Below are 24,461 nucleotides of genomic sequence, written 5' to 3' on the forward strand. Positions count from 1 at the left end.
CCTATTATGATCAACTGGGTGGTCAGAGGGCGGCGACGAGGCCGGCGACCCGGTGCGATTTGCCACGAAACAGGGCGATGATCTGGCCGTGCTGGTTGCGCACGGTGATGTCGTAGACGCCCGTCTTGCCGGCCACGACCTGTTCGACGCCTTCGGCCTCGAGCAGGTCGCCCAAACGGCCGGGGGCGACGTAATCGATGCTGCAGCCGGCGCCGACGGTGACGGCATTGTGGGAATTGCAGGCGAACGCGAAGGCGCTGTCGGCCAGCAGGAAGATGTAGCCGCCGTGGCAGCTCTGGTGGCCGTTGAGCATCTCGGGGCGCACCGTCATCGTCATGCGCGCGTAACCGGGGCCGATGGCCGCCAGCGCGATGCCCAGGTGGCGGGTGGCGGGATCGCGCTCGTACATGGTCTTGCCGGCCAGTTCAGCGAGCGCCTGGGCGTCGATGCTGGCGCGCTCCTGCTGTGCCTCATTCATGAAAGCGCCCGCCCGTGGTGCTCGCGAGCGCGGCCAGTTTGCGCCGCAGCAGCGGCGACACCCGGTAACGGTCCTCGCCGTAGCTGGCGGCCAGGTTGGCCAGCACCGTCACCACCTGGCCCACGCCGATGGCGTCGGTCCAGGCCAGCGGGCCACGGGGATAATTGACGCCCTTCTGCATGGCGACATCGACCGCGCCAGCGCTGCACACGCCCGTGTTGACGGCGTCGGCCGCTTCATTGGCCAGCATGGCGACGGTGCGCATGACGACCATGCCGGGCACGTCGTCGATGCGCGAGACGGTCAAGCCGGCCGCCTGGAACAGGCCCACCACGGCGTCGTAGGCGCTGTCGCTGCACTGGTCGGCGCGCGCCAGGCACATGCGGGTGGCGCCGGCGTAGTCGAACGCCAGGTCGAACAGCACCGTGTCGGGGTGGTGATTGGCGGCGGCGCGCTCGGTGGCGCTGCGCCCGTCGGTGAGGAACACGGCAGCGCCGTGGCAGTAAAACGCGGGCGCTTCGTGGGCGCCGGCGCCCGGCAAGGGTTTGCGGTGCTCGACGTTGAAGCCGCCCGCGCGCAGGCGCGCTTCCATGCGGCCCACCACGGGGTGCTCGACGCCCGGCTCGGCGCTGACGCTGACGGTGCTGGGACGCGGCTGCGGCGCTTCGCTGTGCGCGGCCGGCACGCCGTCGCCTTCGCCATACCGGTAAAAGCCGCGGCCCGACTTGCGGCCCAAAAAGCCCGCGTTGACCATCTCCTGCTGCAGCACCGAGGGGGTGAAGCGGGGGTCGCCAAAATACGCCTGGTGGACCGACTGGGTGACGGAAAAATTGACGTCGTGGCCGATCAGGTCCATCAGCTCGAACGGGCCCATGCGAAAGCCGCCCGTCTCGCGCATGACGGCGTCGAGCGTGGCGGCGTCGGCCGCCTGCTCGGTGAGCAGGCGCAGCGCCTCGGCGTAGAACGGCCGCGCCACCCGGTTGACGATGAAGCCGGGCGTCGACTTCGCGTGCACGGGGCTCTTGCCCCAGGCGAGGGCGGTCGCATACACGGTTGCCGCCACAGACGGCGCGGTGGCCAGGCCGCTGATCACTTCGACCAGCGCCATCAGGGGCACCGGATTAAAAAAGTGCATGCCCACCAGGCGCTCGGGACGGACAAGGCGGGCGCCGATGGCGGTGACGGAAATCGACGAGGTGTTGGTGGCAAGGATGCAGTGCTCGCCCACCAGCGCTTCGAGCTCGGCAAACAGGGCGCGCTTGACGTCGAGGTTTTCGACGATCGCTTCGACCACCAGGGCGGCGTCCCTGACCTCGGCCAGGCTGGCGGCCACGCGCATGCGCGCGCCGGCCGCGTCGGCGTCGGCGGCCGTCATGCGGCCCTTCTCGACCAGGCGCGCGTAGACCTTGACGATATCGGCGATGGCCTTGGCGGCGGCGCCCTCGCGGGTGTCGAACAGCAGTACCTGGTGGCCGGCGCCCGCCGCCGTTTGCGCAATGCCGGCGCCCATGGCGCCGCTGCCGATGACGGCGACGATGCCGTCAATACCGTGCGCGGAAATAGCCTGGTCCATGTTCACTCTCCCTTGAAGTTGGCGGCGCGCTTGGCCGTGAAGGCGGCCACGCCTTCCTGGTAATCGTGGCTGAAGCCCAGCTCACGCATCATCTCGCCTTCGAGCTTGAGCTGCTGCGGCAGGGTGTTGGCGTAGCTGGCCTGGAAGGCCTTCTTGGTGAAGGCCAGTCCCTTGGTGGCGGCGCTGGAAAAATGGGTGGCCATCGCCATCGCTTCGGTCATGAGCTGGTCGTCGTCGACGCACTTCCAGATCAGGCCCCACTGCTCGGCCTTTTCGGCTCCCAGCTTTTCGCCCAGCATGGCCAGCCCGGTGGCGCGGGCCATGCCGATCAGGCGCGGCAGGTGGTAGGTGCCGCCCGTATCGGGAATCAGGCCCAGTTTGCAGAACGATTCGATGAAGCTGGCCGAGCGGGCGGCGATGACGATGTCGCAGGCCAGCGCCAGGTTGGCGCCGGCGCCGGCGGCGACGCCGTTGACGGCGCAGATGACGGGCAGCGGCAGCGCGCGCAGGGACAGCACCAGCGGCGCGTAGTACTGCTCGACGGAGTCGCCCAGGTCGGTGCGCGTGCCCTCTTCGCCGGGGGCGACGGCGCGGTCGCCCAGGTCCTGGCCGGCGCAAAAGCCGCGCCCGGCGCCCGTCAGCACCAGCACGCGGGCGCTGGGATCGGTGGCGGTGAGCGCCAGCGCGTGGCGCACTTCCAGGTGCATGGCCTGGGTGAAGCTATTGAGCTTGTCCGGGCGATTCAGGGTCAGCACGGCGATGCCGTTGGTGATCTCGAATTCGATATTCTGATAGCGCATGCGGTCTCCGTCGGTGGTTTTTTTTATTCGGCCTGGTCGAAATCGACCACGACCTTGTCGGTGATGGGAAAGCTCTGGCACGACAGCACGAAGCCGCGCGCCACTTCGTAGTCTTCGAGGGCGTAGTTGACGTCCATGTCGACCTTGCCCTCGACCAGCTTGCAGCGGCAGGTCGAGCATACGCCGCCCTTGCAAGAGTAGCGCATGTCGATGCCGGCGCGCAGGCCGGCGTCGAGAATCGACTCCTTGTCCTTGTCCATGGTGAAGCTGGTGTGATTGCCGTCGAGGATCACGGTGACCTCGGTCTCGTGCGGTACGTCCAGCGCCAGCGCGCGCGGCTTTCGCTCGTGCTTGGGAATGCTGGCGGCGAACAGCTCGACCTTGATATGCTGCTTGGGCATGCCCGCTTCCTGCAGGGCCGCCGAGACGCCATGCATCATGTCTTCGGGGCCGCAAATGAAGGCCACGTCGATGTCTTCGACGCGCACCCAGTGGCGCAGCAGCGCCTCGGTCTTTTCCTTGGTGATGCGGCCGTTGAACAGGTCGATGTCCTGCTGCTCGCGGCTCATCACGTAGGCCAGGCGCAGGCGTTCCATGAAGCGGTCTTTCAGGTCCGTCAGCTCCTGCTTGAAGATGACGGTCGAGGAGGCGCGGTTACCGTAGAACAGGGTGAAGTGCGAGTCCGGCTCCGTCAGCAGGGTGGTCTTGATGATCGACAGGATCGGCGTGATGCCGCTGCCGGCGGCGAAGGCGACGTAATGGCGCGCCTGGCCGGCCGCCAGCGGCACATTGAAGTGGCCCATCGGCGGCATCACCTCGATCACGGTGCCCGCCTTGAGGGTGTCGTTGGCCCAGGTGGAAAAGGCGCCGCCCGGGGTGCGCTTGATGGCCACGCGCAGTTGCGGGTCCTGCACGGCCGAACAGATCGAGTACGAGCGGCGCACGTCCTCGCCGTCGATCAGCGCGCGCAGCGTCAGGTGCTGGCCCTGCTGCCAGGCGAAGCCGGCTTTCAGTTCGGCCGGCACGTCGAAGGTGACGGCGATGGTGTCGCGCGTTTCGTTGCGCACGGCGGACACGGTCAGGGGATAGAATTTGCTCATGGGATCAGGGCCTTAATGGCACTTGAAGTAATCGAAAGGCTCGAGACAGTCGAGGCATTTGTACAAGGCCTTGCAGGGGGTCGAGCCGAACTGGCTGGTCAGCGCCGTGCGGGTCGAACCGCAGTTGGGGCAGGCCACCGTCGGCGCCGTCACGGCGCCCCGCTTGACGCCCCCTTTGAGCCCGCTGATGTCGATCACCTGCTGGGCCGGCGGGGCGATGCCGTAGCCCTTGAGCTTGGCGCGGCCCGCTTCGCTCATCCAGTCAGTGGTCCAGGCGGGCGCCAGCTGGCTCACCAGCCGCACGCGCGCGATGCCGTGCGCGCGCAAGGCGTCGCCAACGGCATCGGCGATCACCTGCATGGCCGGGCAGCCGGAATAGGTGGGCGTGATGGTGACGACGCACTCGTCGTCCTGCCACACGACGTCGCGCACGATGCCCAGGTCGACGATCGAGATCACGGGGATCTCCGGGTCGCTCACCTGGCCGAGCCAGTCCCAGACCTGGGCGGTCGACACTGACAGGCTGGCCATTACCACTGGGCGCCGGGATAGGCGCGCTGCAGGAACTGCATTTCGGCCAGGATGAAGCCCAGGTGCTCGCTGTGCACGCCGCGCTTGCCACCGCTGTGCATCCAGGCGTCGGCGGACGGCATGGTCAAGGTCGCCTCGGCGAAAATTTCGCCCACGTGCTCGAGAAACTCGGCGCGCAGGGGCGCGGCGGCAGGGGCCACGCCCTGCTCGACCATGGCCGCGTCGACGGCGTCATAGTTGAACAGCTCGCCCCAGTACGGCCACAGGGCGTTGACCGCCGCCTGGGTGCGGGCGTGGCTGTCGGCGGTGCCGTCGCCCAGGCGCACGATCAGGTCGCCGCTGCGGCGCAGGTGGTAGGTCACTTCCTTGATCGACTTGGCGGCGATTTCCACCACGCGCGGATCGCTCGACTGCAACTGCGCCTGCATGTAGAAATAGTGCCAGGTGTCGAACAGGAACTGGCGCACCATGGTGTCGGCGTAGTTGCCGTTCGGTTGTTCGACCAGCAGGGTGCAGCGCAATTGCCCGGCGTCGCGCAGGAAGGCCAGGTCGTCTTCGCTGCGCCCCTTGCCTTCGAGTTCGGCGGCGTAGCCGTACCACATGCGGGTCTGGCCCAGCAGGTCGAGGGCGACGTTGGTGAGCGCCATGTCCTCTTCGAGGGCGGGGCCCTTGCCGCACAGCTTGGACAGCTGCTGCGACAGGATCAGGGCGTTGTCGCCCTGGCGCAGCAGGTAGTCGAGCTTTTGCTCATCGAGTTTGTGCTCACTCATGGCCGCGCTCACAGGTTTTTGACTTCTTCCGGCATCGGGAAGAAGGTGGGGTGACGGTAGACCTTGGAATTGGCCGGCTCGAACAGCGCGCCCTTGTCGTCGGGGCTGCTGGCGACGATGTCGATGGCGCGTACCACCCAGATCGACACGCCTTCGTTGCGGCGCGTGTAGACGTCGCGGGCGTTATTGACGGCCATTTCGGCGTCGGGCGCGTGCAGGCTGCCCACGTGCTTGTGGGCCAGGCCATGCTGGCTGCGGATAAACACTTCCCACAGGGGCCATTCTTTGCTCATGTCGATGCTCCGGTCTGTATTGATTGGGGTCAGGCGGCCGCGCGGGCAGCCTTCTTGTCGGCGTGCGCCACCAGCGCATCGCGGAACCAGGCGCCCTCTTCCCACGCGGTGACGCGGGTTTGCAGGCGCTCGCGGTTGCACGGGCCGTTGCCCTTCAAGACGTTATAAAACTCGTCCCAGTCGATGGCGCCGAATTCGTAGTGGCCCGTCTCCTCGTTGAACTTGAGGTCGGGATCGGGCACCGTCAGGCCGAGAAATTCGGCCTGCGGCACGGTCTGGTCGACCATGCGCTGGCGCAGTTCGTCGTTGGAGAACAGCTTGATGCGCCACTGCGCCGACTGCGCGCTGTTGACCGATTCGGCGTCCGACGGGCCGAACATCATCAGGGACGGCCACCACCAGCGATTGAGGGCGTCCTGCGCCATCGCCTTCTGTTCCGGCGTGCCGTTGGCCAGGCTGAGCATGATGTCGTAGCCCTGGCGCGCGTGGAACGATTCTTCCTTGCACACGCGGATCATGGCGCGCGCATACGGGCCGTACGAGCAGCGGCACAGGGGGATCTGGTTGATGATGGCCGAGCCGTCGACCAGCCAGCCGATGGCGCCCATGTCGGCCCACGACAGGGTGGGATAGTTAAAAATGCTCGAATACTTGGCCTTGCCCGCATGCAGGGCGGCGAGCAACTCGTCGCGCGAGACGCCCAGCGTTTCGGCGGCGCTGTAGAGGTACAGGCCGTGGCCCGCTTCGTCCTGGATCTTGGCCAGCAGGATCGACTTGCGTTTCAGGGTGGGCGCGCGGGTGACCCAGTTGCCCTCAGGCAGCTGGCCGACGATTTCCGAGTGGGCGTGCTGGGAAATCTGGCGGATCAGGGTCTTGCGGTAAGCGTCGGGCATCCAGTCCTTGGCCTCGATCTTGATGCCGTCGTCGATGCGCTGCTGGAACGCGCGGTCCTGCTCGCCCATCTCGGCGATCGACTGAACAGTTTTGAGGCCGGTTTCAACCAGTTGTGCGTACATGGGGTTCCCCTTGCATGGAAGTGTGGAAGATCATACGATACAAAAAACGATAAGTACACAGAAAATCTGAATCGAATTAACAAACTGTATCCTATTGGAACGGACTGGGGCCGGCGCCGCGGGAAAATTAATGCTGCGCCCTTCGTCCACTAAAGTAAACTGCGCGCTGGGGGTGCGCTCACCCCGCCTTTTACGGACCCATGGATATGAAACAACTGACCAGCACCGAATGGATCGCCCACTTCCTCGCCAGCGATCCGCCCCGCTCGAAGTCGCTGGTGGTGACGATCTTCGGCGACACCGTCGCCCCGCACGGCGGCACGGTGTGGCTGGGCAGCCTGATCGAGCTGGCGGCGCCGTTCGGCGTCAACGACCGCCTGCTGCGCACCAGCGTGTTCCGGCTGGCCCAGGAAGGCTGGCTGGTGGCCAACCGCGACCGCCGCCGCAGCTCCTACTCGATCCTGGCGCAGGCCCTGCCCCGTTTCGAGCGGGCCAACCGGCGCATCTACGCCCCGCTGGAGATCAACTGGGACGGCAACTGGACGCTGGTGATGGCCGCCGGCGCCGCCGTCGACGCCCCGGTGCGGGCGGCGCTGCGCAAGGAGCTGCTGTGGGAAGGCTACGCCCAGTTCTCGCCCGGCGTGTTCGGCCACCCGGCCGCCGACAGCGCGGTGCTGGCCGAACTGCTGGCGCGCACGGGCGCACGCCAGCAGGTATTCGCCTGCAGCGCGGCGGCCTTGCCGGAGGTGGGCGCGCGGGCGCTGCCGGAACTGGTGGCCGAGGGTTGGGACCTGTCCGACGTGAGCGCGGCCTACGAGCAGTTCATCGCCCAGTTCTCGCCCCTGCTGGCCTTGCAGGGCGACGCCGTGCTCGAGCCGCAGCAGGCTTTCGTCATCCGTACCCTGCTCATTCACGCCTACCGCCGGGTGCAGCTGCACGACCCGATGCTGCCGGTGGAACTGCTGCCCGAGCCGTGGCCGGGCGCGCGCGCCTATGAGCTGGCGCGCACCCTGTACCGCAGCGTGCAGGCGGCGTCCGAACAGCACGTGATGGCGGTGATGCGGCGCGAGGACGCCCTGGCGCCCGATGCGGACGCGGCGTTTTATCAGCGTTTCGGCGGCCTCGAATAGGCAAGCGCCCGGCGCCGTCGCACAGCAATTCACGCGCAGCCGCGCCGCTGCGATATCATCGCAGCTTCGCTTACACGCCCCTTCCACGAGGACTTACCATGTCTATCAAGATCAGCAGCGGCTTCGACGCCGGCGCCATCGATATCGTCAGCGCCACGAGCGCCGGCGCCATCGACCTGAACATCCGCAAAGATTCGCACGCCGACATCACCCAGTGGTTTTATTTCCGCCTGCAGGGCGCCCGCGACGAGGACTGCACCATCCGTTTCCTCAACGCCGGCGCCAGCGCCTATCCGGACGGCTGGCATGGCTACCAGGCGGTGGCCAGCTACGACCGCGTCGAATGGTTCCGCGTGCCCACCACCTTCGACGGCGCCGTCATGACCATCTCGCACACGCCGGAATTCGACAGCGTGTATTACGCCTATTTCGAGCCGTATTCGTGGGAACGCCACCTCGAACTGCTCGACCGCGCGCAGTTGTCGGAACAGGTACGCCTGCTCGACCTGGGCAGCACGGTCGAAGGCCGCGACATGAACCTGCTGGTGATCGGCGACGACAGCGACGCCGCCGCCAGCAAGGTCTGGGTCATCGCGCGCCAGCATCCGGGCGAGACGATGGCTGAATGGGCCGTCGACGGCATGCTCGACGCCCTGCTCGATCCGTCCGACCCGATCGGCCGCCAGCTGCTGAAAGAGACCGTGTTCTACGTGGTGCCGAACATGAACCCGGACGGCGCCGTGCGCGGCAACCTGCGCACCAACGCGGCCGGCGCCAACCTCAATCGCGAGTGGAACACGCCGACCATGGCGCGTAGCCCGGAAGTATTCCTGGTCAAGCAGAAGATGCTGGAAGTGGGCTGCGACCTGTTCCTCGACGTGCACGGCGACGAAGGCTTGCCCTACGTGTTCGTGGCCGGCTCGGAAGCGCTGCCCACCTTTACGCCGGCACAGGCGGCGGCGCAGCAGCAGTTTTCCGATGATTTCAAGATCGCCAGCCCGGACTTCCAGGACCTGCACGGCTACCCCGCCGCCCCCTACACGGACGAAGTGCTGACCATGGGTTCGCCCCACATTACGCATGCCTTCGGCTGCCTGTCGCTGACGCTGGAGTTGCCGTTCAAGGACAACGCCAACGATCCCGACGCGCTGACCGGCTGGAGCGGCGAGCGCAGTGCGCGCCTGGGCGCGGCCATGCTTCAGCCCGTGCTGCAGGCGGTGCGCCGGTTGCGCCAGGCCAGCTGAGGCCATGAGCACGTCGCTGTTCTGGTTTCGCAGCGACTTGCGCCTGCACGACCAGGCCGCACTGCGGGCCGCCTGCACCGGCGGCACGCGCCACCTGCTGCCCGTGTTCTGCCTGCCGCCCCTTGACGCCGTCACCGCGTGGGGCTTCGCCCGCATGGGCCCGGCGCGCCAGGCCTGGCTGGCGGCGGCGCTGGGCGAGCTGGCGCAACAGCTCGAGCGCCTGGGCTGCCCCTTGCTACTGTGCGCCGGTCCCCCATCGACCACCCTGCCCGCGCTGGCCTCGGCGCTGGGCATCGACCGGATTGTTTGCGAACAGATCGCCGCGCCGCAGGAACAGGCCGAGGTGGCCGCCCTGCGCGCGGCCGGGCTGGACGTCCACGAGGTCTGGCAAAGCAGCCTGCTCGACCCGGCCGCGCTGCCGTGGCCGGCGGCCGGCTTGCCGGCCACGTTCACGCCGTTTCGCCAGGCCCTCGAACACGCCGCCATCGTCCCACCGGCGCCGCTGGCGGCGCCCGCCAGCCTGCCACCGTGGCCGCCGGGGGCCGTCATCCCCGCCCACCTGCGCGCCGACCTGGCCGCGCTGGCGTCGGTCACCGGCGATCCCCGCTCGTCCCTGCAGGACAGCGCCGGCCACTATACCGGCGGCGAACGGGCCGGCCTGGCCCACCTGGCGCGCTACCTCGCGCGGGAACTGCCACAAACCTACAAGCAGACCCGCAATGGTCTGAGCGGCGCCGACTTTTCCAGCAAATGGTCGCCGTGGCTGGCCACGGGGGCCTTATCGGCGCGCCGCATCCTGGCCGAACTGCGCCAGTACGAGGCGCGCCACGGCGCCAGCGACGGCAGCTACTGGCTGTGGTTCGAACTGCTGTGGCGCGATTATTTTCGCCTGCTGCACCTGCAGTACGGCAGTGCGCTGTACCGGGCGCGCGGGCTGGGGCAGCAGCCGCTCGGGCCGCACAATGGGGAAGGCTTCGCGCGCTGGTGCGCAGGACGCACCGGCGAAGGCCTGGTCGACGCGGCCATGAGCGAACTGGCGGCCACGGGCTACCTGAGCAACCGCCTGCGCCAGGTGGTGGCCAGCTATCTGATCTACGAAGTGGGCGGCGACTGGCGCGCCGGCGCCGCCTGGTTCGAAGCACAACTGCTCGACTACGATGTCTACAGCAACCAGGGCAACTGGTTATACATCGCCGGGCGCGGCACCGATCCCCGTGGCGGGCGCCGCTTCAACGTGGGCAAGCAGACGGCCGACCATGATGGCGACGGCGCCTACCGGCAGCGCTGGGCGGCGCCGCAGTCTTAAAACTTCATTTCCAGCAGGGCGCGCAGCACCAGGTAGGTGGGCGTGATGGTGGTGTCGCTCAGCCGTCCGGTGCTGTCGACATACGCCGACTGCTGGATATTTTCCTGGTGCAGGCCGTTCGCCAGCGCCACCCGCAGCTGGTTCTTCGGATTGAATTTCCACAGCCCGTACACATCGAGCGAGCGTTTCGGCACCGAATAGGCGTACTGGTTGGCAGAGATGCGCACCGGGCCGCCATTTTGAAAACTGTAGCTGCCGCCCACCGTCAGCGGCGACTTGTCGAGCTTCCAGTCGGCGCCGATGGTGCCGGAAAACGGCGTTTGCGCATCGAGCCGGTTGTCCGGCCCCGGCACCGCTTGCAGGCGCGACCAGTTGCGCGAGGCGTTGGCGCGGAAATCGATGTTCGGCGCGGTTTTCCACAGGCTGCGCACGGGCAGCTTCGCTTCCAGTTCGATGCCATAGGTATTGGCCACGCCCGCGTTGACGGGCATCGACACCCACAAGCCGTCCAGCCGGGACACCTGGTTGCGGGTGATGTCCTCGATGCGGCGGGCGTAGGTGCTGGCGGTGAGCAGGCCGCCCCCTTCCAGGTAGTGCTCGAGCGCCAGGTCCAGGCCCCAGGCCAGTTCCGGCTTGAGGTTCGGATTGCCCTGGCTGTCGGGCGAGGTCGCCGTGTTGTTGTTCGACGAGAAGCGGCGCGGAATCAGGCTGTTCACGCCAGGCGCCTTGTAGGTGCGCGTCAGGCCCAGGCGCACCTGGTCGTTCTTGCTGCCGGGGATTTTCCACAAAGTCTGGAACAAGGGGCTCCACACGCTCGACTTGTTGTCGATGGGGGCGTAGTTCAAGCCGGCGCTGCGCGTCTCGATGCCTTCCCAGCGCAGGCCGAAATACACCGACCAGCGGGGATCGATGGTCCACTCGTCCTGGGCGAACAGGGCCAGGCGGCGCACGTTGGCGTCGAATACCTGGTCGTCGTTCTTGGCCAGGCCCGCCACCGGCGAGCTCTCGCGCTGGATGCGGTCCTCGTTGCGCTTGCTGTAGGCGCCATCGAAACCGGTGGCCAGCGCGTGGCCTTCGAAGATCGGCGTCGAGTACTTGCCGCTGCCCGTGAAGCCCTTGTCGCTGGCGTCCGAGCTGATGGTGCGATTGAGCAGCAGGACGTCGTTGGCGCCGTACTGCTGCGACGGCGCATCGGTGTCGCGGTGATTGTAGTTGGCGCCCGCCTTCATTTCCAGCTTGGCGCCTTCGGCCAGCTTGCGCGTCCACGACAGGTCGCTGCGCAGCATTTCCATGCCGGAGGCGATTTGCACATTGGTCGCCTGGTACAAGGGGGCGGCGCCGACGAGGGTGTGGACGCGCTCGTGGTTGTCGCCCTTGAAACGGTTGACGTTGATAAAGCTTTGCGAGGTGATGACGTCGCCGGGACCGAGCGTCCAGTTCACCCGCGGCGAAATATTGAAGGCCTCGAAGTGGCCGCTGCTCGCCTCGTCCGAGTGGCGCAGCAGGGTTTGCCGGCCCGCCGCATCGCTGCCCTCGGTGACGATGTCCGAGGGCCGCTCGAACTTGGCCCAGGTGATCGCGCCACCGATGGCGTACGACAGGGGCCCCTTCTTGTCGGCCAGCTGGTAGTTGACGTTGCTGCCGAAGTGGCCGTTTTCCTCCTGCACGCCGGCCTTGATTTCCCGCTGCGCCGTGACGATGGCGCGCTTCAAGACGATATTGATGCCGCCGGCAATGGCCTGGGTGCTGTATTCGGCGGTGGCGGCGCGCATGATCTCGATGCGTTCGATCATGTCGGGCGAAATCGAGTCGAGCGAGAAGCCCGGCGGGCTCGGCTCGCCATTGAGCAGGATCTGGGTGTAGCCGCTGCCCAGGCCACGCATGCGGATATCGCCGCCACGTCCCTGGACGCCGCCGATGGTGATGCCGGGCAGGCGTTTCAAGACTTCACCGACCGTGGTGTCGCCGTTTTTCAGGATTTCTTCCTGCGAGACAACGATCTTGGTGGCGGTGTCGTTGCGGCGCGCGTCGTACTGGGCGGCGGCGCCCTTGATTTCAACTTGCTGCATGGGCGCGGCGGCCGCTGGCTTGACGGCGCTGGCCGGCACGGGCGGCGGCGTGATCGCGCTGTCCTGCTGGGCGTGCGCCAGGTGGGCGGCGAAAATGGCCGGCGCGGCGGCAAGCAGGCGCAGGCAAAGGGAATAGCGGGACGTGGCGTTCATTGTTATTGATCTGAATAAAGGACGGCATGGCCGAGATTGACCACGGGCGCCATCATGGCAGATAGCAACATTGATAGTGGGTAAATGCGATGAAATGCGGAAAAAGCGGGCTGAGATGCAAATCGGTGCCGCGGGGGCAGCGGGAGACTGGGGGCCAGTCTCCCGCGGAAGAACAGGATTACTTGGCCTTGTTGGCGCTGATCAGAAAATTCTGCATCGGCGCTTCGGCCACCGAGGCCCAGGTATTCTGCTCGCGGCGGAAGGCTTTCCACGGCTCGTAGATTTTCTTGAACTTCGGATTTTTCGCCGCTTCTTCGTCGAGCACTTCGGCCGCCGCCTTGTAGCCGGCGTCCATCATCTCCTTGCTGAAGAAGCGCACCTTGGCGCCGTTCTTGATCAGGCGCGCCAGTGCGGCCGGGTTCTTGGCGTCGTAGTCGGCCTGCATGTAGACGTGGGCTTCATAGGTGGCCGCTTCGACGGCTGCCTGATATTCCTTCGGCAACTTTTCCCATTCCTTGATGTTGATGTAGAACGACAGCTGCGGACCGGCTTCCCACCAGCCGGGCGCGTAATAGAACGGCGCCACTTTATAGATGCCGATTTTTTCATCGTCGTACGGTCCCACCCACTCGGCCGCATCGATCGTGCCTTTTTCCAGCGACGGGTAGATGTCGGCAGCGGGCAGTTGCTGGGTGACCACGCCCAGCTTGGACATGGTGCGCCCGGCCAGGCCGGAAATGCGCATCTTCAAGCCCTTCAGATCGGCCACCGTCTTGATTTCCTTGCGGAACCAGCCGCCCATCTGGGTGCCCGTGTTGCCACCCATGAAATTGATGATGTTGTAGCCCTTGAAAAATTCGCGCATCAACTGCTTGCCGCCGCCCACTTCCATCCACGCCGACTGCTGGCGCGAGGTCAGGCCGAACGGCACGGCGCAGTCGAAGGCGAAGGCGGCGTCCTTGCCCACGTAGTAATAAGAGGCGGTGTGGCCCATTTCGACGGTGTCGTTGCGCACCGCGTCCATCACTTCCAGGGCGGGCACGATTTCGCCGGCGGCGAACGGCCGGATGGTGAACTTGCCGCCCGTGAGCGCGGCGACGCGCTTGCAGAACACTTCGGAGGCGCCAAAAATGGTGTCGAGATTTTTCGGAAAACTGCTGGCCAGGCGCCAGTTGATGGTCGGCAGCTCGGCTGCCTGCACCAGTCCGGGCACCACGGCACTACCGGCGACGCCGGCGCTGACAGCCGCTTTTTTGAGGAAGGAACGACGTTCCATGGGGGTTGTCTCCTGTTGGTTTTAGCGGGCAGATTGCCCGAGCATGGGTGTTTGCTCAGGCTAGTGTATTAGTGCTGTTGAAACCTTGCAACTAAAAACCGAACAGACGACAAAACGGGATAAATTAACTACCGGCAATGACCATGTTCTCGATCAGGATCGAGCCCGTCGACTTGTTGCCGCGGGTAAGGACGTCGTTGCCGATTGCCACGATCTGCTGGAACATGTCTTTCATGTTGCCGGCAATCGTGATTTCCTCGACGGGGTATTGGATCACGCCGTTTTCCACCCAGTAGCCGGAGGCGCCGCGCGAATAGTCGCCCGTGACGTAGTTGGTGCCCTGCCCCATCAGTTCGGTGACGAGCAGGCCCGTGCCCATCTTGCGCAGCATGCCGGCGAAGTCGTCGCCCCGTTTCGCCTTGCTCGACGACATGGTCAGATTGTGCGAGCCGCCCGCATTGCCGGTCGTTTGCATGCCCAGCTTGCGCGCCGAGTAACTCGACAGGAAATAGCCGTTGAGTACGCCGTTTTCCACGATATTGCGTTTGACCGTGCGCACGCCCTCTTCGTCGAACGGGGCCGAGCCGACGCCGCCGATGATGTGCGGGTCTTCGACGATCTGGATGTGGTTGGGGAAAATCGATGTGCCCAGCGAATCGAGCAGGAAGGTCGATTTGCGGTACAGCGCGCCGCCCGAGGTCGCTTGCACGAAGGCGCCCACCAGGCCGGCCGCCAGCGGCGCCTCGAACAGCACGGGGCAGTTGCGGGTGTCGAGCTTGCGCGCGTTCAGGCGCGCCAGCGCGCGCTCGGCGGCGTAGCGGCCCACCGCTTCGGGCGCGGCCATCTTGCTGGGGTCGCGCACCGAGGTGTACCAGTCGTCGCGCTGCATGCGCGCGCCCTTGCCGGCGATCGGCGCCACCGACAGGGTATGGCGCGAGAACGGATAGCCACCCGAGAAGCCCCGCGAATTGGCCGAGACGAAGTGCGATTGCTGCACATGGATGCTGGCGCCCTCGCTGTTGGTGATGCGCGGGTCGACGTCGAAGGCGGCCCCTTCGGCGCGCTGCGCCAGCAGCACCGCTTCCTCGGTGGAGATGCGCCATGGGTAGCACAGCTTCAAATCCTGCGGATTTTTTTCCAATAAATGTTCATCGGCCAGGCCGGCGCAATCGTCGTCGGCGGTGAAGCGGGCGATGTTGTAGGCCGCGTCCACCGTGGCGCGCAGGGCGGCGGCGGAAAAATCGGAGGTGCTGGCATTGCCGCGCTTCTGGCCGATGTAGACCGTCACGCCCATGCCCTTGTCTTTGTTTTGCTCGATCGTCTCGATTTTTCCCCGTCGGACGGTGACGGACAGGCCGCTGCCTTCGCTGATATCGACGGCGGCGTCGGTGCCGCCCTTCTCGCGGGCGAAGGCCAGCACGTCGGCGGCGAGCTCTTTGAGCTGGTCCTGGGAGTGGATGAAGATCGATTCGTTCATGGGGTGTTTTCTTCGACTGGCGCTAAAGGGGTTATCATAGCAGTCGTTTACTGTTTTTACCGGTCGCCTGCGCGGCTACCGGCCCCTCCTATCATGCCAAATCCTAACCGCGGTTCCGTCGGGTTCCAATCCTCCGAGTTCGAACAAGAGTACGAACGTCCTTCCAAGTCCGAGCTCAAACGCCTCATGAGTGAGCTGCAAAAGCTGGGCGAAGAACTGGTCGAGGCGCCGCGCGAGCGGGTCAAGAAGGTACCGATGCCCGAAGACGTGCTCGACGCCATCCTGATGTGCCAGACCATCACCAACCACGAAGGCCGTCGGCGCCAGATGCAATATGTCGGCAAGAAGATGCGCACCCTCGACGAAGAGGAAGTGGCGATCATCCAGCGCACCATCGAGGGCTGGAAAGGCGCCTCGAAAGCCGACACCGCCTTCCTGCACGCGATGGAGCGCCGCCGCGACAAGCTGCTCGCCGACGACACGGCACTGCCCAAGCTGATCGAGGAATACCCGCATCTGGACGTGCAGCACCTGCGCACCCTGATCCGCAACGCCAAGAAAGAACAGGCCGAGAACAAGCCGCCGAAGGCCTACCGCGAAATTTTCCAGATCCTCAAGGACCTGTCGAAAAAAGCCAAGGCTGCCGACGCGGACGGCAATGACGATGACGTCGACGAAGACGGCGACGCCCAGGAGCACGAGCGTGACTGACGATATCGTCATCGGCCTGGTGTCGGTGTCCGACCGCGCCAGCGGCGGGGTCTACGAGGACAAGGGCATTCCGGCGCTGCAGGCATGGCTGACGGCGGCCCTGTCGACGCCGTTCCGGGTCGAGACGCGCCTGATCGCCGACGACCAGGCCGTCATCGAGCGCACCCTGATCGAACTGGTCGACCAGCAGCGCTGCGTTCTAGTGCTCACCACCGGCGGCACCGGCCCGGCCCGGCGCGACGTCACCCCCGAGGCGACGCGCGCCGTGGGCACCAAGGAAATGCCCGGTTTCGGCGAACAGATGCGCCAGATCAGCCTGCACTTCGTGCCCACCGCGGTGCTCTCGCGCCAACTGGCGGTGGTGCGCGAAACGGCCGACCACGCCGCCCTGATCATGAACCTGCCGGGCCAGCCGAAGGCCATCAAGGAAACCCTGGAAGGGGTGCGCGATGCCAATGGCGTCTCCATCGTCGGTGGCATTTTCGCCGCCGTGCCGTATTGCGTCGACCTGATCGGCGGACCCTACCTCGACACCAACCCGGCCGTGTGCGTGGCCTGGCGCCCCAAGTCGGCGCAGCGTCCCCCCGCCTGAAAGAACCCATGACTGACCTGCTTGAGAATATCGAAATCGAGACCGCGCCCCAGCCTGGCGTGGCCATCATCTGGATGCACGGCCTGGGCGCCGACGGCAACGACTTCGTGCCGCTGGTGCGCGAACTCGATTTAACCGGCCTGCCCGGCATCCGCTTCGTGTTCCCCCATGCCGACACCATGCCCGTCACCGTCAACAACGGTTACGTCATGCGCTCGTGGTACGACATCGTCCATTCCGACCTGGGCCGGCGCGAAGACGAAGCGGGCCTGCGCAAGTCGCAGCGCCAGGTCGAGGCGCTGATCGCGCGCGAAAAAGCGCGTGGCATTCCCGCCAGCCGCATCATCCTGGCCGGTTTCTCGCAAGGCTGCGCAATGACCCTGCAGACGGGCCTGCGCCACGGCGAAACCCTGGCCGGCTTGCTGTGCCTGTCGGGCTACCTGCCCATCGCCAGCACCGTGGCGGCCGAGCGCAGCGAGGCGTCCCTGACCACCCCGATCTTCATGGCGCACGGCCGCAGCGACGGCGTGGTGCCGATCGGCCGCGCCAGCGATTCGCGCCTATTGCTGCAGTCGCTGGGCTACCAGGTCGAATGGCACGACTACCCCATGCAGCATTCGCTGTGCCAGCAGGAGGTGCTCGACATCGGCGCCTGGCTGCACAAGGTCCTGGCGTAAGCGCCACCGACCTCCCCGCTTTTCTCTTCACTTGCCCGCGCGCCTGACCGAACCGGCGCGCCGGCCCTCCCCTCCTTACGAAAGCACCCCATGAAAAAAACCGGAATGGCAAAGAGCGACGCCAAAAAACTGATGGGCCAGATGGCCCCGGCAGGCGCCGCCGCCTTCGGCAGCGTTGCCGCCCCCGCCGTCGACCGCCGCGAACAGCGCCGCCTGGACCAGGCGGCCGGCCTGGTGCCGTTCGCCGTCAAGATCAACGCCGACCTGGTCAAGCAGTTGCAGGCGCGCGCCGGCGAACAGGCGATCGACATCAATGAACTGGTCGGCCAGTTGCTGGCCAAGGGCCTGCAGGCATAAAGGAGCGCATGATGGCAAAGAAAGAAGAGCTGGACGAAGAAACCCTGGCCCTGATTCACTGGTGTATCGAAGTCGAGGGCTTCCTGGTCGCCGGCGGCGCCACCCAGGCGCAGGCGCAGGAACACATCGAAGAGCAGGTCGAGTGGTTCACCGACCAGTTTTATGATGGCTTGACGCCGGAAGAAGCGGCCAAGGAAGCGCTGGCGTAACGCGTCACGTCAAACAAAAAACGGGGTCCGCGCAAGCGTGACCCCGTTTTTTTTGGCGCTGACTAAAACGCTTCCCACTCGGTGGCGGCGGGCGCCGTCCGCGCCGCCCTGGCGGGCCGTGCGGGCGCGGCGCTGGTCAGTTGTCGTGCGGGCGCGGTGGCGCTGACGGGCGGGCGCGCCCGCGGGGCCGGGGCCTGCCCAGTCACGCCGTCGAGTTTGAAAATCGCCACCGCCTGCGCCAGCTGGCCGGCCTGTTCGCGCAGCGACGCCGCCGCCGCCGCCGCCTCCTCGACCAGCGCGGCGTTTTGCTGGGTCACCGCATCCATCTCGCCGATGGCCTGGTTGATCTGCTCGATGCCCGCTTCCTGCTCGTGGCTGGCGGCCGAGATCTCGCTCATGATGTCGGTCACGCGGGCCACGGAAGCGACGATGTCGTCCATCGTGCTGCCCGCCTGGCCCACCAGCCGGGAGCCCGTTTCGACGGCCGCCACCGAGTCGCCGATGAGCACCTTGATTTCCTTGGCGGCCGCCGCCGAGCGCTGTGCCAGGCTGCGCACCTCGGAGGCGACGACGGCGAAGCCGCGGCCCTGCTCGCCCGCCCGGGCCGCCTCGACGGCGGCGTTCAGGGCCAGGATGTTGGTTTGAAAGGCGATGCCGTCGATGACGCCGATGATGTCGACGATCTTGCGCGCCGAGGCGTTGATGACGCCCATCGTGTCGACCACTTGCGAGACCATCTGGCCGCCCGTGACCGCCACCTGCGAGGCCGAGGCGGCAAGCACATTGGCCTGGCGCGCATTGTCGGCGTTCTGCTTGACGGTCGACGTCAGCTCTTCCATCGACGAGGCCGTCTCTTCCAGCGCGCCCGCCTGCTGCTCCGTGCGGGCCGACAGATCGAGGTTGCCGCTGGCGATCTCGCCCGAGGCGGTGGCGATCGAATCGGTGCCGCGGCGCACGTTGGCGACGATGCCATTGAGGCTTTCGTTCATGTGCTTGAAGGCGCGCATCAGCTGGCCCATTTCATCGCTGCTGCGCACCTCGACAACGGTGGTCAGGTCGCCCGCGGCGACGGCCTCGGCCACCTTGACGGCGTAGCGCAACGGCTTGACGATGGCGCGCGTGGTGACGACGGCAATCAGGCTGCCGAGCACGATGGCGATGCCGCCCAGGCCCAGCATGAGCGCGTTGGCACTCTCGTACAGCGCTCGAGCCGTGGCGGCGCCGGCCAGCGCTTGCGCCTTTTCGTACGCGACGATGTCGGCGGTGATGGCGATCACGGCGGCGGTGGCGGGCGCCGATTGCTTGAGCATGTCTTCGGTCGCCTCCTCGCGTTGACCGGCCATGCCCAGCGCGACCGTGTGGTCCACTTTCGGCCTGGCGATGGCGATGGCGGCGTCGAGTTTGGCCATCATCGCCGTTTCTGCCTCGCTTTGCGGGGTGGCCAGAAAATCGCGCTTGGCCCTGGCGAAGCCGGCCCGTGCCGCCGCCAGCTTTTCCACCTGCACCCGCACATCGCCAGGGTCGCTCACCAGCACCAGGGTCGACACCGCGAACGACACATCGCGCAGGCTGTCGCCAATGGCGATCGCCGCCGCCGTCGACACTTCCTGGTTATCGACGATCTCGCGTACCTGCGCATCGATCCGGCCCATCGAAACGACGCCCAGACCGACCACCACCGACAGCAAGACAAGAATGATGGCAAAGCCGCCGCCAAGGCGCGCCCCGATTTTCAGATTCGACAACGACATGGAGTTTCCTTCATCAGGGATGGCGCCACCGGTGGCGGCAAAGGAAGCCATCTTAATGTTGAAACTTGCTCAAAATCAAGCAATAACCATGAAGCAATGCATCAATTGAACAATACGTGGCGGCGCCGCGACGATGGCGACGGGCGTGCCGCCGCCATTGCCACGGCCGTGATCAGTCCGGCAACAACCAGCTGGCGTCCGGCGGCAGCGCTGTTTGCGCGCTGTTCATGATCATGGCGAGGAAGGTGTAGTAACCGTTCAAGCCCATCAGATCGACCACGCCATGGTCGCCGAACAGGCTGCGCGCGCGGGCGTAGGTGCCGTCGCTGACGCGCTTGTCGCAATGGAGCTCGGTGCAGAAATCGATGACGGCCGCTTCGTCCTCGCGCAGCCCGGCCGGCGCCTGGCGCGCGCCGATGGCGTCGATGATGGCGCGGTCGATCCCGCATTGAAAGGCGATCGGCGCGTGAATCGCCCATTCGACCTTCTGGTTCCACTGGCGCGCCGTGACGAGGATCGCCAGCTCCGACAGGCGGGTGCCGATGGCGCTGCGAAAGCGCAGGTACTCGCCCATGCGCTGGGCATGCTGCATCAGCTCGGGGCTGCGCAACAGCGGCACGAAGGGGCCGTAGACGGCGCCGCGGGGGCCGTCGATGATGGCCTGGGCCACCACCCGCTGGGCATTGCTCATCTGCTCCATCGACAGGGGACCGAGGCGGTCCGCTTCCGGTTTGCGATCGGACTTCATGCGCGGCTCCCTTTCAAAGGATGGGACTGGACCACCTGCTGCTGCTCGCCCAGGCCGGGAATGCCCAGCCGGACGGTGTCGCCGTTTTTCAGGAAGCGGGGCGGGGTGCGGCCCATGCCCACGCCGGGCGGGGTGCCGGTGGCGATGATGTCGCCCGGCTCGAGCGTCATGTAGCGCGACAGGTAGCTCACCAGCTGCGCCACCCCGAAGATCATGGTGGCGGTGCTGCCCGTCTGCATGCGCTTGCCATTGACTTCCAGGTACATGTCGAGGTCCTGGACGTCGACGATTTCGTCGCGGGTGACCAGCCAGGGACCGACCGGGCCGAAGCTGTCGCAGCCCTTGCCCTTGTCCCACTGCGAGCTTTGCAGCTGCCAGGCGCGCTCGGAGACGTCGTTGACGACGACGTAGCCGGCGACGTAATCGAGGGCCTCGGCCTGGTCGACATATTGGGCGCGCTTGCCGATGACCACGCCCAGTTCGACTTCCCAGTCGGTTTTTTTGGCGCCGGGCGGCAGCACGATGGCGTCGTCGGGACCGGACAGGCAGGTGATCGCCTTGGAAAACACGATCGGCTCGGGCGGGATCGCCATGCCCGCTTCCTCGGCATGGTCGGCGTAATTCAAGCCGATGGCGATGAACTTGCCGACGCCGCGCAAGGGCACGCCGAAGCGGGGTTCGCCGCGCACCAGCGGCAGGCTGGCCGGATCGATCTTTGCGAGTTTCTTCAGGGCCGCGGCGGACAGTTGCGCGGGGGTGATGTCGTCGACGACGCCGGCGAGGCTGCGCAGCCGGCCGAATTCATCGATCAGGCCAGGTTTCTCTTTGCCGGGACGGCCATAGCGGACCAGTTTCATATTCTGCTTTCAAAGCGATGCCAGGCTGGCATTCTACCTTGGCGCGCAGCAGGATGATCAAGCCGATGCAGGCGCAGGAAAGCAGCAGCGCGGCGGCGCTGATGGCGAACAGCGGCGCGTACGAGGCGCGCGTGGCCATCATGGCCACCATCAGCGCCGCGCCGCCCGCCTGGGCCAGTGAAAAACCCACGTTCATCACCGTCCAGTAACGGCGGTGGTGCACGGCGCCGCCGATTTCCAGCGCGTAGCCGGAGGCGACGCCGACGATGCCGGGCGAGAAAAATCCCACCAGCACGGACGACCCCAGCAACACCGCGTCGCCCTGCGCCACCAGCGGCAGCGCCACGCCCAGCGCTTTGAGGGCAAACGCGCCCAGCAGGGTGGGCGCCAGCCCAATCCGGTCGGCCACCACCCCCGTCAGGTAGGGGCCGCAGGCGGCGCCGGCGCCGAAGCAGGCCCAGAAAAATCCCGCCTGCGGCAGCGGGCGGTGCAGCTCGGCGGTGAGAAAATCGGCCCAGAACAGGGTATGCGGCAGGTAGCCGATGGCGTTGAGGGCGTACGCGAACAGCAGCAGGGCGACCGGCAGCGGCAGGCGCCATGCCTGCAGCAGGGCCGGCGCCAGCGCCGCGGGCGGCGCCGCCGGCGCGCCGGCGCCGCCCCAGAAGCGCCAGGTGGCCGCCGTCAGCAGGGTACACAGCGATCCCAGCGTCAGCCAGGTGATGGCCAGTCCCTGCGCGATCACCATCGGCACCAGCGTGGCGGCGGCGATGATGCCCAGGCCGACGCCACTGAAGATGATGCCGCCGACGCGGCCCCGGCGGGCGACGGCGGTGGCCGGCAAGATCAGCACCGGCGCCTGCACCATCAGGATGGCGCCGCAGGCGCCGGCCACGCTGCGCCAGGCGAGGAACCAGGTGACGCCGCCGCCGTGCCAGCCGCAGGCAAAAAAGCTCAGCGACACCAGCAGCATGGCCAGCCGCACCATCTGCCCGGGCGCCAGGCGGCGCGCCAGCAGGGCCGCCACGCCGATGCCGGCGAAGTAACCGCCCAGGTTGGCCGCCCCCAGCCAGCCGGCCTGCTGGCGGCTGAACCAGTGCTGCTGGACCAGCAGGGGCAGGATGGCGACATAGGCGAAGCGGCCCACGCCGACCCCGGTCAGGGTGGCCGCCAGCCCGCACAGCCCGGGCCAGAGGCGCGCGTCGACGCCGGCGGCGGCCGCTACGCGCGCCATCTCAGGTGCGGCCGAACGCGGGGCAGTTGGCCGAATCGGCGTCCAGGCGCCGCACGCGCGCCGGCGCCGCTTCCAGGCCCGTCACGCCCGCCGCGCCGATGCTCCTGACGGCCGCCGGCGCCGGCCCCGCTGCGGCCACGCCCTGCAGCTCTTCCTGCGCCGCCTGCTGGCTTTGCCCCCGTTCGGCGATCGCGTCCATCATGCGGCCGACGGCGCGGCCCGCATCGACCATGGTGGTGGAGTTCGCGCCCGGGCGCGGCAGCACGAAGGTATAGAATTTGCACCCTTCGACCAGGGTGCCCAGCGCCCACAGGGTGGTCTGCGCGGTGCCGTCGCGGGCGACGACGTTCATGTTGCGGTCGACCGTGATGCCGCCCGGGTGAAACTGGCCGTTCATGAAGGGCCGCACGATGCCCCGCTCGACCAGCTGGCGCATCAGGGGCGACTTGTCTTCCAGCGGCCCCGGCAGCGACGCCCGGCCCCGCACCAGCACGTTGGCGCGCTCGCTGTCGCCGGCCCAGTGGCCCCGTACGACAAAGGTAGCGTTGGCCTCATCGAGTTCGCAGCGGGCGCCCGGGCCGAAATCGGCGCGCACCACGCCGGCGTCGATCAGCGCCAGCAACTGGGCGATGCGCTCTTTCGGCGGGCCCACCGCGAGGCGGTTCATGATGGGCAGGAATTCGCCCAACACCCAGCGGTGCGAGTGCTCGAACAGGCCGCCGAAATCGATGGCGGCGCGTACCACGTCGCGCACGTCGCGCAGCACGTCGCAGGCCGATTTCACGGGATTGTCCAGGTTGCCCTCAAGGGCGTGCTCGACGTCGCGCCACATGTGGCCGCGCAGCCAGTCATCGAATTGCCGCCGGCTTTTCAGCGCCAGTGGCGGCACCGGGTCGACCAGCCGCGCCCACGAGAGCTGCTCGCGCTTGTCGATGTGGCGATCGACCAGGTGCTGGCGGGCCTGGGCGCTGTCGGCGGCGAGAAATTCATTGCTGAACATCAGCGCGGCGATCTTGTCGCGCTTTTGCTGCAGCCACGCGAAGCAGTAGGCGAACTGCATGTCGGCCCACAGCAGCGGGATGATTTGCTGCTCGAAATCGAGCTGGCCACCGTCGGCGCGGGCACGCAGTTCGTCGAGCTTGGCAAAGGTGAGGAATTTCGGCTTGTACTGGCCGAACACGCCCTTCTGGTTGACCGCGCGCGCCGTCAGCGGCAGGCCCGAACGCGAATAGAGCAGGATTTTCGGCTCCTGGCCCGACACCCGGTAGCGCAAGCTGCCCGCCGGCTGCAGTTTGCCGGCCGCCTCGAACTTGCCGCCACGGCCCTGGGTCAGCTGGGCGATCAGGTCGAAGCTGGTCAGGCCCATGCCTTCGATGGCGATGGTGTCGCCGGCCATCACGCTGGAGGTGGCATTGCGGATCGGATACGGCTCCAGCACCAGTTGCAGGCGGGGATTGCGCACGCGGGCGCACTCGACCTGGCGCGTCAGCTTGCGCTCGCCCTCGGTCAGCACTTTGCGGGCGTGGCCGGTGGTCAGGTAGACGAAGTCGGCAGGGAAATTGCAGCCATCGTAAGACACTTGCCAGCGATTATTCTCCCAATGCAGGTCGTCGACGCCCGCATAGTTGTGCAGGTAAATCGTCAGGTGGGGCGGCGCCATTTTTTTCAGGTATTCGAAGCCCCAGCGCAGGTAATCGCCAAACAGGGCGCGCGAATAATAGCCATTGCGGTCGATGTGGATCGTGGCGTCGGTGCCCTTGCCGAGCGCACTGTTTTTGCTGATCAGCCAGTCCGCGAACGAGGGCCCGTACAGCAACGGTCCGGCGGCACGCACGGTGTCGTCGGAAAACTGCGTCATCTGGCACGCGACCGTGTTCACCAGCAAATGATCGGCCTGGTCGGTGGTGTGGCAGCCTGGGCCGAACTCCTTGCTGTCGAACAGGTATAACTCGAGCGGCGTGGCGGTAGCGTCATTGCGGGCGTACGCAATGATGCGGTCGAACACGGAAATACCACGCGGACCAAGGCCGATAATGGCGATCTTGTACATGAATTCCTCTTCAGGTGGGAGTGGAACGACACTGCCGGGCGGGGAGCCGGGAGAAACTTATT

The 24,461-nt window shown here is 66.6% G+C and carries 24 protein-coding genes; 8 read left to right on the forward strand and 16 right to left on the reverse strand.

Features of this window, described 5'->3' with window-relative positions:
• Positions 1–22: 22 nt before the first annotated feature.
• The 8 genes from paaI to paaA are packed head-to-tail and all read right to left on the reverse strand — an operon-like array spanning position 23 to position 6,561.
• A complete protein-coding gene (paaI, locus tag ACP7EY_RS00690) occupies positions 23–478 on the reverse strand; it encodes a hydroxyphenylacetyl-CoA thioesterase PaaI (RefSeq protein WP_426189426.1) in 456 nt (151 codons plus the stop codon).
• On the reverse strand, positions 471–2,051 hold the full coding sequence (gene paaH / locus ACP7EY_RS00695) for a 3-hydroxyacyl-CoA dehydrogenase PaaH (protein WP_426189428.1): 1,581 nt from the start codon (positions 2,049–2,051) through the stop codon (positions 471–473). The genes paaI and paaH overlap by 8 nt, the downstream gene beginning before the upstream one ends.
• A gap of 2 nt (positions 2,052–2,053) precedes the next feature.
• Positions 2,054–2,851, reverse strand: coding sequence for a 2-(1,2-epoxy-1,2-dihydrophenyl)acetyl-CoA isomerase PaaG (gene paaG / locus ACP7EY_RS00700; protein ID WP_426189429.1), 798 nt, complete (start codon positions 2,849–2,851; stop codon positions 2,054–2,056).
• Positions 2,852–2,874: 23 nt separating this feature from the next.
• The gene (paaE, locus tag ACP7EY_RS00705) at positions 2,875–3,951 is read right to left on the reverse strand and encodes a 1,2-phenylacetyl-CoA epoxidase subunit PaaE (protein WP_426189431.1); all 1,077 of its coding nucleotides are present in this window, start codon (positions 3,949–3,951) and stop codon (positions 2,875–2,877) included.
• Between the two features lie 12 nt (positions 3,952–3,963).
• A complete protein-coding gene (gene paaD, locus ACP7EY_RS00710; protein ID WP_426189433.1) occupies positions 3,964–4,482 on the reverse strand; it encodes a 1,2-phenylacetyl-CoA epoxidase subunit PaaD in 519 nt (172 codons plus the stop codon).
• Positions 4,482–5,252 (reverse strand): 1,2-phenylacetyl-CoA epoxidase subunit PaaC, encoded by a 771-nt coding sequence (paaC, locus tag ACP7EY_RS00715; RefSeq protein WP_426189435.1) that lies wholly within the window; start codon positions 5,250–5,252, stop codon positions 4,482–4,484. The genes paaD and paaC overlap by 1 nt, the downstream gene beginning before the upstream one ends.
• 8 nt (positions 5,253–5,260) lie before the next feature.
• On the reverse strand, positions 5,261–5,545 hold the full coding sequence (gene paaB / locus ACP7EY_RS00720; RefSeq protein WP_426189437.1) for a 1,2-phenylacetyl-CoA epoxidase subunit PaaB: 285 nt from the start codon (positions 5,543–5,545) through the stop codon (positions 5,261–5,263).
• A 29-nt stretch (positions 5,546–5,574) separates the two neighbouring features.
• Positions 5,575–6,561, reverse strand: a complete 987-nt coding sequence (gene paaA, locus ACP7EY_RS00725; protein ID WP_426189439.1) for a 1,2-phenylacetyl-CoA epoxidase subunit PaaA — start codon at positions 6,559–6,561, stop codon at positions 5,575–5,577.
• A gap of 206 nt (positions 6,562–6,767) precedes the next feature.
• On the opposite strand from paaA, the gene paaX reads away from it, so the two are divergent.
• The 3 genes from paaX to ACP7EY_RS00740 all read left to right on the forward strand — a co-directional run bounded on the left by paaX (position 6,768) and on the right by ACP7EY_RS00740 (position 10,241).
• Positions 6,768–7,691 carry a phenylacetic acid degradation operon negative regulatory protein PaaX gene (gene paaX / locus ACP7EY_RS00730; RefSeq protein ID WP_426189441.1) on the forward strand — a complete coding sequence of 308 codons (924 nt, stop codon included), beginning with the start codon at positions 6,768–6,770 and terminating at the stop codon, positions 7,689–7,691.
• A 98-nt stretch (positions 7,692–7,789) separates the two neighbouring features.
• Positions 7,790–8,935: a M14 family metallopeptidase gene (locus ACP7EY_RS00735; RefSeq protein ID WP_426189443.1), complete on the forward strand. Its 1,146-nt coding sequence runs from the start codon at positions 7,790–7,792 to the stop codon at positions 8,933–8,935.
• Positions 8,936–8,939: 4 nt separating this feature from the next.
• The gene (locus tag ACP7EY_RS00740) at positions 8,940–10,241 is read left to right on the forward strand and encodes a DASH family cryptochrome (protein WP_426189445.1); all 1,302 of its coding nucleotides are present in this window, start codon (positions 8,940–8,942) and stop codon (positions 10,239–10,241) included.
• On the opposite strand, the gene ACP7EY_RS00745 is transcribed toward ACP7EY_RS00740, so the two are convergent.
• The 3 genes from ACP7EY_RS00745 to pmbA form a co-directional block, all read right to left on the reverse strand.
• Positions 10,238–12,463, reverse strand: coding sequence for a TonB-dependent receptor plug domain-containing protein (locus tag ACP7EY_RS00745; RefSeq protein ID WP_426189447.1), 2,226 nt, complete (start codon positions 12,461–12,463; stop codon positions 10,238–10,240). The genes ACP7EY_RS00740 and ACP7EY_RS00745 overlap by 4 nt on opposite strands.
• Positions 12,464–12,641: 178 nt before the next feature.
• On the reverse strand, positions 12,642–13,739 hold the full coding sequence (locus ACP7EY_RS00750) for a TRAP transporter substrate-binding protein (protein WP_426189449.1): 1,098 nt from the start codon (positions 13,737–13,739) through the stop codon (positions 12,642–12,644).
• A 124-nt stretch (positions 13,740–13,863) separates the two neighbouring features.
• Entirely contained in the window at positions 13,864–15,216 is a 1,353-nt protein-coding gene (pmbA, locus tag ACP7EY_RS00755; RefSeq protein ID WP_426189451.1) for a metalloprotease PmbA, read from the reverse strand.
• A 93-nt stretch (positions 15,217–15,309) separates the two neighbouring features.
• Here pmbA and yjgA point away from each other — a divergent pair, with 93 nt between their 5' ends.
• The 5 genes from yjgA to ACP7EY_RS00780 all read left to right on the forward strand — a co-directional run bounded on the left by yjgA (position 15,310) and on the right by ACP7EY_RS00780 (position 17,762).
• A complete protein-coding gene (gene yjgA / locus ACP7EY_RS00760) occupies positions 15,310–15,927 on the forward strand; it encodes a ribosome biogenesis factor YjgA (protein ID WP_426189453.1) in 618 nt (205 codons plus the stop codon).
• Positions 15,875–16,519, forward strand: coding sequence for a molybdopterin adenylyltransferase (gene mog, locus ACP7EY_RS00765; protein ID WP_426189455.1), 645 nt, complete (start codon positions 15,875–15,877; stop codon positions 16,517–16,519). Before yjgA ends, mog begins: the two co-directional genes overlap by 53 nt.
• Positions 16,520–16,527: 8 nt before the next feature.
• Positions 16,528–17,196 carry an alpha/beta hydrolase gene (locus tag ACP7EY_RS00770; RefSeq protein WP_426189457.1) on the forward strand — a complete coding sequence of 223 codons (669 nt, stop codon included), beginning with the start codon at positions 16,528–16,530 and terminating at the stop codon, positions 17,194–17,196.
• 90 nt (positions 17,197–17,286) lie between these two features.
• Entirely contained in the window at positions 17,287–17,553 is a 267-nt protein-coding gene (locus tag ACP7EY_RS00775) for a hypothetical protein (protein WP_426189459.1), read from the forward strand.
• 8 nt (positions 17,554–17,561) lie between these two features.
• Positions 17,562–17,762: a hypothetical protein gene (locus ACP7EY_RS00780; protein WP_426189461.1), complete on the forward strand. Its 201-nt coding sequence runs from the start codon at positions 17,562–17,564 to the stop codon at positions 17,760–17,762.
• A 62-nt stretch (positions 17,763–17,824) separates the two neighbouring features.
• On the opposite strand, the gene ACP7EY_RS00785 is transcribed toward ACP7EY_RS00780, so the two are convergent.
• The 5 genes from ACP7EY_RS00785 to ACP7EY_RS00805 form a co-directional block, all read right to left on the reverse strand.
• Entirely contained in the window at positions 17,825–19,513 is a 1,689-nt protein-coding gene (locus ACP7EY_RS00785) for a methyl-accepting chemotaxis protein (RefSeq protein ID WP_426189463.1), read from the reverse strand.
• Between the two features lie 172 nt (positions 19,514–19,685).
• Positions 19,686–20,261 (reverse strand): carboxymuconolactone decarboxylase family protein, encoded by a 576-nt coding sequence (locus tag ACP7EY_RS00790; RefSeq protein ID WP_426189465.1) that lies wholly within the window; start codon positions 20,259–20,261, stop codon positions 19,686–19,688.
• Positions 20,258–21,118 carry a fumarylacetoacetate hydrolase family protein gene (locus ACP7EY_RS00795; RefSeq protein ID WP_426189467.1) on the reverse strand — a complete coding sequence of 287 codons (861 nt, stop codon included), beginning with the start codon at positions 21,116–21,118 and terminating at the stop codon, positions 20,258–20,260. Before ACP7EY_RS00795 ends, ACP7EY_RS00790 begins: the two co-directional genes overlap by 4 nt.
• Positions 21,063–22,349 carry a YbfB/YjiJ family MFS transporter gene (locus ACP7EY_RS00800; RefSeq protein ID WP_426189469.1) on the reverse strand — a complete coding sequence of 429 codons (1,287 nt, stop codon included), beginning with the start codon at positions 22,347–22,349 and terminating at the stop codon, positions 21,063–21,065. Before ACP7EY_RS00800 ends, ACP7EY_RS00795 begins: the two co-directional genes overlap by 56 nt.
• Position 22,350: 1 nt before the next feature.
• Positions 22,351–24,399 carry an FAD/NAD(P)-binding protein gene (locus ACP7EY_RS00805; RefSeq protein ID WP_426189471.1) on the reverse strand — a complete coding sequence of 683 codons (2,049 nt, stop codon included), beginning with the start codon at positions 24,397–24,399 and terminating at the stop codon, positions 22,351–22,353.
• Between the last annotated feature and the right edge of the window lie 62 nt (positions 24,400–24,461).

The organism is Massilia sp. DWR3-1-1 (assembly GCF_049898325.1).
GTDB lineage: Bacteria > Pseudomonadota > Gammaproteobacteria > Burkholderiales > Burkholderiaceae_D > JAFCUW01.

Excerpts from the sequence above, each read along its gene's own strand:
- paaI (WP_426189426.1), bottom strand. The coding sequence starts at position 478 with ATGAATGAGGCACAGCAGGAGCGCGCCAGCATCGACGCCCAGGCGCTC.
- ACP7EY_RS00770 (WP_426189457.1), top strand. The coding sequence starts at position 16,528 with ATGACTGACCTGCTTGAGAATATCGAAATCGAGACCGCGCCCCAGCCT.
- paaX (WP_426189441.1), top strand. The coding sequence starts at position 6,768 with ATGAAACAACTGACCAGCACCGAATGGATCGCCCACTTCCTCGCCAGC.
- ACP7EY_RS00780 (WP_426189461.1), top strand. The coding sequence starts at position 17,562 with ATGATGGCAAAGAAAGAAGAGCTGGACGAAGAAACCCTGGCCCTGATT.
- paaD (WP_426189433.1), bottom strand. The coding sequence starts at position 4,482 with ATGGCCAGCCTGTCAGTGTCGACCGCCCAGGTCTGGGACTGGCTCGGC.
- ACP7EY_RS00740 (WP_426189445.1), top strand. The coding sequence starts at position 8,940 with ATGAGCACGTCGCTGTTCTGGTTTCGCAGCGACTTGCGCCTGCACGAC.
- ACP7EY_RS00750 (WP_426189449.1), bottom strand. The coding sequence starts at position 13,739 with ATGGAACGTCGTTCCTTCCTCAAAAAAGCGGCTGTCAGCGCCGGCGTC.
- ACP7EY_RS00745 (WP_426189447.1), bottom strand. The coding sequence starts at position 12,463 with ATGAACGCCACGTCCCGCTATTCCCTTTGCCTGCGCCTGCTTGCCGCC.
- ACP7EY_RS00805 (WP_426189471.1), bottom strand. The coding sequence starts at position 24,399 with ATGTACAAGATCGCCATTATCGGCCTTGGTCCGCGTGGTATTTCCGTG.
- mog (WP_426189455.1), top strand. The coding sequence starts at position 15,875 with ATGACGATGACGTCGACGAAGACGGCGACGCCCAGGAGCACGAGCGTG.
- yjgA (WP_426189453.1), top strand. The coding sequence starts at position 15,310 with ATGCCAAATCCTAACCGCGGTTCCGTCGGGTTCCAATCCTCCGAGTTC.
- ACP7EY_RS00775 (WP_426189459.1), top strand. The coding sequence starts at position 17,287 with ATGAAAAAAACCGGAATGGCAAAGAGCGACGCCAAAAAACTGATGGGC.
- paaG (WP_426189429.1), bottom strand. The coding sequence starts at position 2,851 with ATGCGCTATCAGAATATCGAATTCGAGATCACCAACGGCATCGCCGTG.
- ACP7EY_RS00735 (WP_426189443.1), top strand. The coding sequence starts at position 7,790 with ATGTCTATCAAGATCAGCAGCGGCTTCGACGCCGGCGCCATCGATATC.
- paaE (WP_426189431.1), bottom strand. The coding sequence starts at position 3,951 with ATGAGCAAATTCTATCCCCTGACCGTGTCCGCCGTGCGCAACGAAACG.
- paaH (WP_426189428.1), bottom strand. The coding sequence starts at position 2,051 with ATGGACCAGGCTATTTCCGCGCACGGTATTGACGGCATCGTCGCCGTC.
- paaB (WP_426189437.1), bottom strand. The coding sequence starts at position 5,545 with ATGAGCAAAGAATGGCCCCTGTGGGAAGTGTTTATCCGCAGCCAGCAT.
- ACP7EY_RS00785 (WP_426189463.1), bottom strand. The coding sequence starts at position 19,513 with ATGTCGTTGTCGAATCTGAAAATCGGGGCGCGCCTTGGCGGCGGCTTT.
- pmbA (WP_426189451.1), bottom strand. The coding sequence starts at position 15,216 with ATGAACGAATCGATCTTCATCCACTCCCAGGACCAGCTCAAAGAGCTC.
- paaC (WP_426189435.1), bottom strand. The coding sequence starts at position 5,252 with ATGAGTGAGCACAAACTCGATGAGCAAAAGCTCGACTACCTGCTGCGC.
- ACP7EY_RS00790 (WP_426189465.1), bottom strand. The coding sequence starts at position 20,261 with ATGAAGTCCGATCGCAAACCGGAAGCGGACCGCCTCGGTCCCCTGTCG.
- ACP7EY_RS00800 (WP_426189469.1), bottom strand. The coding sequence starts at position 22,349 with ATGGCGCGCGTAGCGGCCGCCGCCGGCGTCGACGCGCGCCTCTGGCCC.
- ACP7EY_RS00795 (WP_426189467.1), bottom strand. The coding sequence starts at position 21,118 with ATGAAACTGGTCCGCTATGGCCGTCCCGGCAAAGAGAAACCTGGCCTG.
- paaA (WP_426189439.1), bottom strand. The coding sequence starts at position 6,561 with ATGTACGCACAACTGGTTGAAACCGGCCTCAAAACTGTTCAGTCGATC.